Below are 11928 nucleotides of genomic sequence, written 5' to 3'. Positions count from 1 at the left end.
TTAACCATGAGTTAACTATTTTTTTCGTTTAGCTAGCTTCTTGGTAACAAATTAAGGTAATTATCATGAAATCCAAACTTGAATACCATTTCTCTGCAAACGCGGATGGCGATGAATCCTGTATTGAAGATGTTGATGGAAATGAATTTACTCCAAATGGTTCACCAGCACATGGATGGACTGCGTGGACTAGATTTTTTGGCCATCAAAACCAGCCTCCTAAATATGTTGTTAAACAACCTAGACCAGATAAAGTCCGTTCCTCTTCAGATCTTAGAGATAAAAAGCTTAATAATGAATGGAACAGAGCACGCTATCAGCATGAACTGGATATATGGAATTTGGTTTATCCAGATAATAAAGCCTATTTGTTTACAGATAAAGGAATTCGATTGGTTCTCCCTTATTTACCCGGTAAAACGCTATTTTCTTTTACTAGTAGGGAAGAAGATCAGTTAACCTGGTGTCAACTAAACCATGCAGTATTTTGTGAGTTTAAGCGCTTTACTGAGCTTGGATTGAAGCACTGCGATTTAAAATATGACAATTTTTTGATAGAAAGAAAGCAAGATGGTACCTTTAGAGCCTACATAATTGATCTCGATTCAGTGGGTAAACTAAAGCCTAATGATCAGGATTATGATTGGAATATTGTCCTGGCATCTCTATTCGACGATACCGGACTAAAAAGTCCGGATGTTTGCCCACCCGGCTATATTGCTTTGAAATCAATCGATGTTCCAGCAGAAAATGAGAATGAAGCACGATCAAAACTTGATAAAATAAAAAAAGAACTATCGCAAAAAAAACCTACCTTGGTAAGAGTCAAGAATTGCCAGCAAAATAAGTTGGATTATTATTTTGTTTATGGATGTTTGTATAATGGGCAATGGGGCTTTACTAAACTTGATGAGAAGATCATTAGTTCAGTTAATCTATCTAATTTTTCTGGTGCTTTAGTTGATTGTAGAGCTGCTTCTGTTATTGGTAATCATATTAAATTAAAACAAGGCCACATTAGTTACAGACTTGATCTTTATATCAATTGTCTGAATGAGAAAATAGCTGAACTCACTCTACTCAAATCTCAAAACTCACCTAAAAAGCTGTATATCCCATTTTAAACCAGAACCTGTTTCTACCATGAAGGGATCAAAGCGTGCTGCTGTGTTATAAGTATAATATCCTCTTCTTGGCAAAGCCTTCTTAGGCTATATCACCATAGCTATATTCTATACATAGGCCAGCAGCGTCTTATCGCCTACCAGCGATAATAGTAATAAGGTCTGTAGTAGGGCCTGTAGTAAGGTCTGTAATATGGATAACCCCAGCGATAGTAATACGGTCTATAGTAGTATCCGCGATAGTAATATGGGCCCCAATATCTATAGCGTACCCAGTAAGCCATTTGAGTCGGATTGGATTTATTAATTATCGGATTGATATCTCTGTTAACTGCTTTGGCATTTGCAGGCGTTACTAAAATCAAAGCTCCAATCAGAAGGGTAAAAGCTAGCATCAGTTTTATTAAAGAGGTCCCTTTAAAGATAAAACGTCCCATTTTTTACTCCTTAAAGCGTATTTTATTTAAGTATAGACTACACGGGATTATTTGATTAAATTTTGTACACAATCATTACTGGGCATGAGTTTAAATTTTATTGAGGCAGTAAGTGGTTTATTAGGGTTAATGATTAAAAAAATGCCCGAGCCTTTTGGCCGCAGCTCGTTCTTCAAGGTTCTCGATCTTATTGCGTTCCAAGGTTGTTTTGAATAGTCGCTGCGATTCGGGATGAAAGTTCATATTACGAATAACGTGTTCTGGTTTAAGCAAGGTATCAGGTAATTGATAACTCAATTGATTTTTTTTCTGTAACTGTTGATAAAGAGAGTTACTTAAGCCTAAACCATGTTGTAGTGCCTGGTAGAAACGGGATATGGGCCCTTGTAACGCAGCAATATGGTCATAAACTATGCCTGGTTGTGGAGCTCCGCCAATGTTTTCAAGAGCCAGCTTTAATTCATCAAGTTTTGCCATAAATAATTTTTGTTTATTCAAAACATTAACCAGGGTATCTATCGGTTTGAATTGCTTGGTTTGTTGAAGTGATTTCTTTTTGTCCTGAGACTCTTTAAGTTGCTTTTGGGCAATAACACGTAACAACGAATCTACCAAATGATTAAGCATAGCCAGAATTTGTTTTAATTCATCTGTTCCCAGAGCAAAGGCCAATCGCTCAATATTGAATTCAAAAGAATGTTTGGCTTCTACCCCCAATAACTGAAGCAGGTATTGTTGTAAATGACCTAACTGGCTTAAGGCATTTTGTGTATCCAGTCTGTATTGCAAAACCAGAATAAGGGATTTGAGTGAGTCCAATTCATCCAAGTCGGATTCTTCCTGTAGTCCTTTTTCTTGTTGTAAAGACTCCAGCAGCTGGTTAGATTGAATGAGTTCTGTTTCCGCCTGTTTGATGAGGTTAGATTGGGTTTCAATTAACTTTTCATTCATGAAGATAACCTGGATATAAAAGAGCACTATCTATATTATTATGATACCATGAATCGTAAGTTTTTGCGGTCTTGTGGTATTTTGTATTATTCTAGGAAAATTCAATAAAAAGAAATAAATATGGAACAGACTAGCGCACAGATTGTTTTCGAACAAAAGAATGCAACATACCAGTGTTGTGGTTCCTGGTCTGTTTTAACCCTTGATGGATTACCTAAAAAATTTAGTACAAGCCCATTACCTGATTCACAACAAATAACCATAAACGGTGAAAAAATCAGTGCTTTTGATAGTGCTGGAGCTCTGGCATTAAAGAAATGCATAGATGAGCTTAAAAAAAGAAATAACCAGATTGAATTAGTCAATTTTTCTGATAGCCAACAGCAAATGCTGGAGCTCATAGAGTCCAAACAAGATATTCTTTCCTATCAATTACCTGCTGTTTCCAAAGAAGGTGTTCTTTATCAGATTGGTAAAGAGTCAGAAAATAAATTGCATCAGGTTGATGGTTTGATTATTTTGATAGGAGATTTAAGCACAAGGCTTTTCGAAGCGTTTGCATATTGGCGGCGATTTCATTTGCCCAGCATTGTTTCTGTTATAGATTCTGCCGGGCTAAAAGCGTTACCCATCATTGGCTTATTGTCTTTTTTGATAGGGGTCGTTTTAGCTTATCAAATGGGTTTGCAATTAGAAACTTATGGTGCCAATATTTTTATTGCCTATTTATCTGGCATGGCAATTTTTCGGGAATTTGGACCTTTAATTACAGCAATCATTGTAGCGGGGCGCACCAGCTCATCATTCACAGCTCAAATTGGCAGCATGAAGATTAATGAAGAGGTAGATGCCATCTTGACCATGGGGCTTTCTCCCACTGAATTATTAGTTTTACCCAAAGTCTTGGGTTTATTAATAGTGTTTCCTTTATTAATTTTTTGGGCAGATGTCTTTAGCATTTGGGGGGCAATGATCATGTCCAAAAATATGTTAAACATCGGTTTTGAAGATTTTTTAAGCCGCTTAAGAGATTCCGTAGGACTTAACCAAATGATGCTGGGTTTGTATAAAGCTCCTGCCTTCTCAATATTAATTGCTTTAGTGGGGTGTTTTCAGGGGTTTAGAGTAGAATCAAGTGCTGATAGTATAGGAAGCCAAACAACCAAAAGTGTTGTGCAAGCTTTATTCTTAATTATTATTGCTGACGCTGCTTTCTCCATAGCGTATAGCTGGATGGGTTTATAAATGAGTGAACCAGTCATTGAAATCAAGGGAATGAAAAATTGTCTTGGCGGTCAATGGGTGCACACCGATGTTAATCTCACCGTAGAAAGGGGAGAAATCCTGGCTATTATAGGGGGCTCTGGAAGTGGCAAAACCACCATATTACGCAGTTTGCTGATGTTATTGAAACCTTCTGCGGGTAGTATTAAAGTATTCGGTGAAGAAATTTATAATCTTGATACGGAGCAAGCTTTCAGGCTTAGGCGTCGATGGGGCATGTTATTTCAGCACAGTGCTTTATTTTCAGCTATGACCGTTCTGGAGAATGTGATGTTCCCAATGAGGGAATTCACTACTTTAGATCAGGATTTTATGAAAGAACTGGCACTTTTAAAAATAACTTTGGTAGGCTTATCTAAAGAAGCAGCTGTGAAATATCCTTCCGAGTTAAGTGGGGGAATGCAAAGAAGAGCTGCCGCGGCAAGGGCAATTGCAATGGATCCAGAGCTATTATTTCTGGACGAACCTACAACAGGATTGGATCCCAGGGGAGCCAGGCTTTTTGATGATTTGGTTGTTTTTTTAAGAGATGCGTTAAATTTAACCATAGTCATGGTTAGTCATGATATAGAGTCTTTAAAAAGGACAACAGATCGTGTTGCATTTGTAGGTGATGGGAAAATTCTTAGTGTTGAACCCATTAATGAATTGATGAAAAATAAAAACCCGCTAATCGCTGAATACTTTAGCAAATTCTAAGAAACACTATAACAGAGGGGACAACTTACTTGGAATCTAAAACCAACTACACCATAGTAGGCCTCATCGTACTTATTCTGACAGCTGGCCTATTGTCTGCGGGTTTATGGCTCTCGGTCGGGTTTAACCAGAAAGAGTATACTTCTTATACTGTTTATCTCAAGGAGTCTGTTTCTGGTCTCAGTGTCGAATCGCCTGTTAAATTCAATGGTGTGCAGGTTGGTTATGTCAAGGAAATTAAATTAAATAAAAATGATCCCAGGCAAGTGGAATTATTGTTAAATATCGAAAAGAGTACGCCAATAACAACCAGTACTTCCGCAACCTTAATTACACAGGGTATTACAGGAGTTACTTATGTTGGGTTATCTGCTGGATCTTCCGAGCTGACTCCTTTACGAAAAATGCCGGGGGAGCCCTATCCTGTAATTCCTTCCAAACCATCTCTTCTGAATCAGTTGGATGCTGTTTTAAAGGAGGTTGCTGAGAATGTAGGTGCGGTGAGTGAAAAGGCTCAACTTATCTTTAATGAAGAAAACGCTGATAATGTAAGAAAATCATTGGCTAATTTAGAGCGTATTACAGAAATAATCGCTGATAAAGGTCAAACAATTGATAGTTCTTTAAATAATCTTGACGTGTTTGTAGCCAATATGGCGAATGCAAGCAAACAATTTCCTCAGTTGATAAAAGATTTAAAAACAGGTATTTCAAAATTCAAATCTTTAGCTGACAATATGAGTGCTGCGGGTAAGGATGTTTCAAAAACGATGATAGCGGGCAAGAATACTATCGATCAAATTTCCCAACAGGCTATACCTCCAGCAGTCATTTTATTGCGACGCTTGAATGCCATTTCAGCGAACCTTGAAAAAGTCAGCAATGAAATGAGGCAAAACCCTTCTGTGATTATTCGAGGTACGAAAGCACCTAAACTTGGGCCAGGGGAATAAAATATGAGAGTTCTCAGTAGTGTTTGTTTTATACTTGGAATATTAACACTGATGAGTTGTTCACCTGTTAAAGTCCCAGTGACCAACGAATATCAATTAACAGCATACAGTACCAAACAATTGACCAGGAAGCCCAGGCCCATAACAATACAAGTTACAGTCCCTGAAGCGGTAGCAGGATATCAGACCGAAGAAATGCTTTACATGAAGAAACCGTTTAAATTGGAACCATTTGTAAAAAACGCCTGGACCTCACCTCCCGCGGATATGCTCTTTCCTTTATTAGTACAAAGCTTGCAGAGTTCAGGGTATTTTTATGCCGTTACATCAAGTCCGTATAGTGAAGAAGCAGATTATCGATTGGATACTCAACTATTGAAATTAGAGCAAAATTTTATCAAGAAACCTAGTGTTCTTGAATTTTCAGCAAAAATAGTACTAACCCATATTAGTGATAATCAAATTATAGGCTCGCGAATTGTTAGTTTACAAATACCTTGTTCACAAGATACTCCTTATGGCGGAGTTATTGCGGCGAATCAGGCTACGTTTCGATTTACTGCAACGGCAACAGACTTTGTTGTATCGCATATTAAACGTGATTAGGAATAGCCAAAAAATAAAAAGAATTGTACAATGGCTCTCCATGATTATCATGTGTAGTTTCTAAAAAATAATAAGAAGAGTTTAAGGAGATTGTGGAATGAAAGCCGGATCGTTTTATAAACTGGGACTGCTTGTAGCAAGCGCTGTATTGGTTGCAGCCTGTTCTAAAACCCCAGGCAGTGCGGATGGTGGGGCTGCGGTAGGTGATGGTGATGCTACTGCCCAAGGTTTGGGGCAAATGACTCACTTTGCTGGACAAGAGCCTGGTGAGTCCTATACAACGCAGGCACCGCATAATCAATTGTATTTGTTTGCGTATGATGACAGCACTTTGGCATCAAAATATTTACCTTCTGTTAACGCGCAGGCAGAATATTTAAAGACTCACCCAGGTGCTCGAGTGATGATAGCTGGACATACTGATGAGCGTGGTAGCCGTGAATATAACGTTGCTCTTGGTGAACGCCGTGCTGATACTGTAGCTGAAATTCTGCGTATGGCAGGTGTTAGCAGACAACAAATTCGAGTAGTTAGCTACGGCAAAGAGCGCCCGGCTAATTATGGTCATGATGAAGCGTCGCATGCGCAGAATCGACGCGTAGAGTTTATTTATGAGGCAACAAGATGATTAATTGCAAAAAATCCATTATCACCCTATGTTTTGTACTGATGCTTCCTTTCGCCTCATGGGCAGAAGCGCCAGTAATAGATGATAGTGAAAATTTTGCAATGATTGACAGACAAGAGGAGTATGAAGCTCCTCTTGTCAATCCCAAGTACGATAATCCTCAAATTGAGAATGCTGAGTTGGATGGGTCTCAAAATGATAACTACTCAACCGATACCTCTCAATCCTATGATGAACCCGCACTTGTCAAAGAAGACCGAAGTACTATCAGTGACAATGCAAAGTTAATTGATAAAATTCAGCAGCTTCAAAAGGAAATACAAGAGTTACGTGGCCAGCTTGAAGTACAGGCACACGATTTGAAATTATTACAGCAGCAGCAAGTCGCTTTCTACAAGGATCTGGATTCTCGATTATCCAATTCTTCAACTTCAGCAAAAACTGTTCAAAATGATAAACCAGCAACAGATATTTCATTGGGATCTAATTCGCCAGAGACTTTAAAAGTGGCTTCTCCTCAAATCAAAGCAGGATCATCTAATGGTAAACCTCAGCCTGTTGTCGCTGTTTCCAGGGCTAATCCTGCTGATGAACAGATAAGCTACCTGGCTGCATACGAGTTAGTTAAAAATAAACGCTATGATGAAGCGATTAAGTCTATGCAGACTTTTGTGCAAAAATATCCCAGAGGTGGTTACACCGCGAATGCAGAGTACTGGCTAGGTGAATTATATCTTGTTAAAAAAGACTATTCTAAAGCAATAGAACATTTCGAGATTGTTTTACAGCAATATCCTTCATCCAGCAAGGCTGCAGCCAGTTTGTTAAAATCTGGTTATGCTTATGCCGAGAAAGGTGACAAGCAAGAAGCTAAAAAGCGTTTTCAACAAGTTGTTAAAACATATCCTGATACACCAACAGCGCAACTGGCCAGCTCTAAATTGGAAGCAATTAATGCTTTATGAAACGATTTAATGAACAATTAAGAATTACGGAGATTTTTCATTCATTGCAAGGAGAATCAGTAACTGTAGGTTTGCCTACTGTATTTGTTCGCCTGACAGGCTGCCCATTGCGATGTCAGTATTGTGATACGGCTTATGCTTTTTCAGGTGGTGAAGTTGTTGAAATAGATGATATTTTGAATAAAGTAGCTTCATATCAATGTCAGCATGTTTGTGTTACTGGTGGAGAACCACTTGCTCAACCTGGCTGTATTCTTTTATTAAGCAAACTTTGTGATGCAGGGTACTCTGTCTCTTTGGAAACCAGTGGCGCCAGAGATATAGCCTCTGTAGATCAACGAGTTATGATCGTTATGGACTTAAAAACTCCTGATTCCAGGGAAGCAGATAAAAACTTGCTGTCCAATTTGAGTTTTCTGAAGCCCACTGATCAGATTAAGTTTGTGCTATGCAGCCGAACTGATTATGAATGGGCATGTAGTATGCTGAGTGAATATCAGTTGGCTGAACGGGTACAACTCTTATTTTCTCCGAGTTGGAATCAGCTAAATCCTACTAATCTTGCAAATTGGATAATTCAGGATAAATTACCAGTTCGTTTTCAACTACAATTACATAAAATTTTATGGAATGATGCACCTGGTCATTGACCTCAAGGAGACTAACTATGCATTGGTTTGCTCAGGCACCAGCTAATATTGCTTTGATCAAATATATGGGTAAAAAGGATGAAAATTCCAATTTACCTGATAATTCTTCTCTATCTTACACCTTGAGTAATTTATTAAGTTCCGTGAAATTAGAGAAGTTGCCGACTAAAAAAGACATTTGGGAGCCACTTACTATTCCTGGAGCACCAGAATTTAACCTGTCAGTTGAAGCGCAAAAACGGTTTATTGATCATTTAGTACGATTGAAAGAGTATTTTGGATATGTCGGTGGGTTTTTAATTCAATCCAGTAATAATTTCCCTCATAGCAGTGGTTTAGCGAGTTCTGCCTCCAGCTTTGCTGCCTTGACAAAGTGTGCATCAATTGCATTAAGTGAACTCACTCAAAAACCTTTGCCTTCTATTGATGAGCAAGCACAATTGAGTCGATTAGGTTCAGGCTCATCATGCCGTTCTTTTTATGCACCATGGGCGTTATGGACGGGCGATAAAGTCTCTGCAATCGATTTGCCTTATAAAGATCTATTACACCAAGTCATAGTAATTAGCAGTCAGGAAAAAGAAATACCATCAAGGGTAGCGCATAAGCTGGTTAAAACAAGTCCTTTTTATGAAACGCGAAGCGAAAGGGCAGAGGCAAATTTGAAGTTGTTACTGAACGCTTTTGAAAACAAAGATTGGACGAGTATATACCAAATTTGCTGGCATGAATTTCTTGACATGCATCAATTATTTAAAACCTGTGAAAAACCATTTTCTTACATTACAGATAATACTTTGCATATATTGAGCGTTATTGAAAAATTTTGGAACGAGAAAGGTGATGGCCCCGTAGTTACTATGGATGCTGGTCCCAATGTTCATTTGCTTTATAGATCAGATCAAACAGATCTCGCACGACAATTTAAATCGGATCATTTGGTAGGAAACTATGATGTTTTATGATTTTGAAACCACCACTTTTGGCAAGTGGATTTTAGCAGGTGAACACGCGGTAGTAAGGGGACATGAAGCTTTAGTATTTCCTATCAAGGAAAGGCAATTAACTTTGAAATATAACCCTTCCTCACCGTCCTTGAGCGCAGAATTTCAAGGCATTAATGGTTCTGATATGCATTTATTATTTTGGAGCGTATTAGAGCGCGGCATGCACTTGTTGGGACGTTCACTGAATGAATTAGGAGGTCACTTTTATTTGGAAACCAATATTCCTGTTGGGGTTGGCATGGGTGCTTCGGCAGCGCTTTGTGTTGCCATGAGTCGGTGGTACTGTGCGCAGCAAATGATACAAGATAATCAATGCAATGAATTTGCCAAACAATTAGAACATCTGTTTCATGGTAAAAGTAGTGGCTTGGATGTAGCTGGTGTAGCGTCAGATACTGGTGTATATTTTAAATCCGGGCTTTGTACCCCAGTAAAGCAAACCATTTATCCCTATTGGTATTTATCCTCCTGCAATCAAATCGGCATTACTTCTCATTGTATACAGCAAGTTGAATATTTATGGAATAAAAATCCAGAACTTGCTCACCAAGTAGATAAGCAAATGGTAGAGGCTGTTCAGGAAGCAAAAGCTGTTTTGGAAGAAGGGGGGAGTAATGCTTTAAACCGTTTGGCAAAAGCGATAAATAAAGCCGCAGATTGTTTTTTACAATGGGGTTTGGTTAGTGAGGGCTTGCAACAACATATGAATCATTTGTTTGCTGATGGTGCAATTGCAGTTAAGCCAACCGGTTCAGGTGGTGGAGGGTTTGTATTAAGCCTTTGGGATAAAATTCCCTCATCCCATACAGAGTTGATTCCGGTCTAGCTCCTTTCAAGCCTAATCGACAAATTGATAATATACTTCATTTTGCTTAATCATGCCGAGTTCATATCGAGCTTGTTCTTCAAGAGCCTGATCACCACTTTTTAACTCTTTGATATCTGCTTCCAACGCTTTATTTCTGGCAGCTAATTTATCGTTTTGACTTTTATGAGCCTCCAATTTTTTTTCGAGTTTAATCCATTGGATGATATTTCCATCACCTAGCCATAGCTTATGTTGTAAAGCAACTAAAGCAACAATTAAGATAATGAATATGGGGCGCATAGAGTTTTCTATTGAAGAATGTATCTAATTACTATTGTAGTATCTTATTACCACGAGGAGCAATATGTGTTCAGGGTATATAGTATTAAATTTTTTATCGAACTGATGATTTTAAATTGTATTTTATTTATATTACCTTTGATTTAAATTAGAGCTGATGCCAAGTTTTATTCAGCACTCAACATCACCCCAACTTAAACATTAATAATGCTGAAAGCTTGAACTCATCTCTTTAGAATGTTTTTTCCAGCATAGGGTAAAGACGCCAATTCATTGATTCTTAGTAGTTGATTATATTTCGCAGTCCTGTCTGTTCGACACAAAGATCCGGTTTTTATTTGGCCACAACCACTGGCTACTGCAAGATCAGCAATGAAGGTATCTTCTGTTTCTCCTGAACGATGGGACATGACACATCGGTATCCATTGTCGTATGCGAGCTTTATAGCTTGCCTGGTTTCGCTTAAAGTACCTATTTGATTGACTTTAATTAATATGGCATTAGCAATTCCCTGAGCAATTCCTTCTCGCAGAATTTTGGGATTAGTTACAAATAAATCATCTCCGACGAGCTGAACTTTATTTCCCAAATGGGTGGTTAATTGCTTCCATCCTGACCAGTCTTTTTCGTCCAGTCCATCTTCAATACTGACTATGGGATAACTGGAAATAAGATTTGCATAGTATTCTATGAGTTGATGAGAATCAAATTTTTGATTTTCAGAATACATATGATAAAAGCCCTCATTAAAAAGCTCAGAAGCCGCAACATCCAGGGCAAATACAATGTCTTCCCCTAATCGAAAGCCTGCTTTTTCAATTGCTTCGCTAAGGAGATCCAGCGCTTGGCGATTGGATTGAATATTAGGTGCAAAACCACCTTCATCACCAACAGCGGTATTTAATCCTTGCTTTTTTAACACAGATTTCAGTACATGAAAAATTTCAGTTCCCATTTGCAATGCAACTGGAAAATCAGGAGCGCCGATTGGCATGATCATAAATTCTTGAATATCCACATTATTATCAGCATGAGCGCCTCCATTCAGAATATTCATCATAGGAACAGGCATGGTCATCATGTCACCCTGATTAAGGGTCATATACAATGGCTGATTAAGAGACAATGCTCTTGCTCTGGCACATGCCAGAGAAGTAGCCAGGATAGCATTAGCTCCCAGATGGGATTTGTTTTCTGTATTATCCAATTGGCATAAAATGCGATCCAAGTTCTCCTGATCCTCAACCGACAATCCTTGTAATGCCTGATTTATCTCGTTATTAACGTGTTTAACTGCTTTTTGTACACCCTTGCCAGCGTATCGTTTTGGATCATTGTCTCTAAGTTCACAGGCTTCCCTGCTTCCTGTGGAAGCACCTGAAGGAACGCTGGCTCTTCCAATAATGCCAGTTGTGAGAGTAACGTCTGCCTCAATAGTTGGATTACCGCGAGAATCTAATATTTCACGTGCTTGAATTTTATGTATGTGCATGATCTTTCCTAATCTTTTTATAT

Annotated in this window: 14 protein-coding genes; 10 read left to right on the top strand and 4 right to left on the bottom strand. The window is 38.5% G+C overall.

Annotated elements, in window-relative coordinates:
• Window positions 1–65 precede the first annotated feature (65 nt).
• Window positions 66–1124 (top strand): lpg2050 family Dot/Icm T4SS effector, encoded by a 1059-nt coding sequence (locus LPG_RS10290; RefSeq protein ID WP_010947766.1) that lies wholly within the window; start codon window positions 66–68, stop codon window positions 1122–1124.
• Window positions 1125–1261: 137 nt separating this feature from the next.
• On the opposite strand, the gene LPG_RS10285 is transcribed toward LPG_RS10290, so the two are convergent.
• Window positions 1262–1561 (bottom strand): hypothetical protein, encoded by a 300-nt coding sequence (locus LPG_RS10285; RefSeq protein WP_010947765.1) that lies wholly within the window; start codon window positions 1559–1561, stop codon window positions 1262–1264.
• Between the two features lie 126 nt (window positions 1562–1687).
• Window positions 1688–2512: a hypothetical protein gene (locus LPG_RS10280; RefSeq protein ID WP_015444328.1), complete on the bottom strand. Its 825-nt coding sequence runs from the start codon at window positions 2510–2512 to the stop codon at window positions 1688–1690.
• Window positions 2513–2632: 120 nt separating this feature from the next.
• Between LPG_RS10280 and LPG_RS10275 the strand changes: the two genes are divergently transcribed.
• From LPG_RS10275 to LPG_RS10235, 9 genes are all read left to right on the top strand, one after another.
• Window positions 2633–3757 (top strand): MlaE family ABC transporter permease, encoded by a 1125-nt coding sequence (locus LPG_RS10275; RefSeq protein WP_010947763.1) that lies wholly within the window; start codon window positions 2633–2635, stop codon window positions 3755–3757.
• Entirely contained in the window at window positions 3758–4495 is a 738-nt protein-coding gene (locus LPG_RS10270) for an ABC transporter ATP-binding protein (RefSeq protein ID WP_010947762.1), read from the top strand. It abuts the gene before it with no gap.
• A gap of 29 nt (window positions 4496–4524) precedes the next feature.
• The gene (locus LPG_RS10265; RefSeq protein WP_010947761.1) at window positions 4525–5448 is read left to right on the top strand and encodes an MlaD family protein; all 924 of its coding nucleotides are present in this window, start codon (window positions 4525–4527) and stop codon (window positions 5446–5448) included.
• A gap of 3 nt (window positions 5449–5451) precedes the next feature.
• Entirely contained in the window at window positions 5452–6054 is a 603-nt protein-coding gene (locus LPG_RS10260; RefSeq protein ID WP_010947760.1) for an ABC-type transport auxiliary lipoprotein family protein, read from the top strand.
• A gap of 97 nt (window positions 6055–6151) precedes the next feature.
• A complete protein-coding gene (pal, locus tag LPG_RS10255) occupies window positions 6152–6682 on the top strand; it encodes a peptidoglycan-associated lipoprotein Pal (RefSeq protein ID WP_010947759.1) in 531 nt (176 codons plus the stop codon).
• Window positions 6679–7647, top strand: a complete 969-nt coding sequence (gene ybgF / locus LPG_RS10250) for a tol-pal system protein YbgF (protein WP_010947758.1) — start codon at window positions 6679–6681, stop codon at window positions 7645–7647. The genes pal and ybgF overlap by 4 nt, the downstream gene beginning before the upstream one ends.
• Entirely contained in the window at window positions 7644–8297 is a 654-nt protein-coding gene (gene queE, locus LPG_RS10245; protein ID WP_010947757.1) for a 7-carboxy-7-deazaguanine synthase QueE, read from the top strand. The genes ybgF and queE overlap by 4 nt, the downstream gene beginning before the upstream one ends.
• 17 nt (window positions 8298–8314) lie before the next feature.
• Entirely contained in the window at window positions 8315–9262 is a 948-nt protein-coding gene (locus LPG_RS10240; RefSeq protein ID WP_014844311.1) for a diphosphomevalonate/mevalonate 3,5-bisphosphate decarboxylase family protein, read from the top strand.
• A complete protein-coding gene (locus tag LPG_RS10235) occupies window positions 9252–10130 on the top strand; it encodes a mevalonate kinase family protein (protein WP_015444329.1) in 879 nt (292 codons plus the stop codon). The genes LPG_RS10240 and LPG_RS10235 overlap by 11 nt, the downstream gene beginning before the upstream one ends.
• A 12-nt stretch (window positions 10131–10142) precedes the next feature.
• On the opposite strand, the gene ftsB is transcribed toward LPG_RS10235, so the two are convergent.
• Together ftsB and eno are read right to left on the bottom strand one after the other, a co-directional pair.
• Entirely contained in the window at window positions 10143–10412 is a 270-nt protein-coding gene (gene ftsB / locus LPG_RS10230; protein ID WP_010947754.1) for a cell division protein FtsB, read from the bottom strand.
• 224 nt (window positions 10413–10636) lie between these two features.
• Window positions 10637–11905 (bottom strand): phosphopyruvate hydratase, encoded by a 1269-nt coding sequence (gene eno / locus LPG_RS10225; protein ID WP_010947753.1) that lies wholly within the window; start codon window positions 11903–11905, stop codon window positions 10637–10639.
• Window positions 11906–11928: the final 23 nt, after the last annotated feature.

The sequence above is a fragment of the Legionella pneumophila subsp. pneumophila str. Philadelphia 1 genome, from assembly GCF_000008485.1.
Classification (GTDB): domain Bacteria; phylum Pseudomonadota; class Gammaproteobacteria; order Legionellales; family Legionellaceae; genus Legionella; species Legionella pneumophila.
The sequence above is the reverse complement of the archived record's forward strand: the minus strand, read 5'-3'. Positions and strand labels throughout refer to the sequence as shown.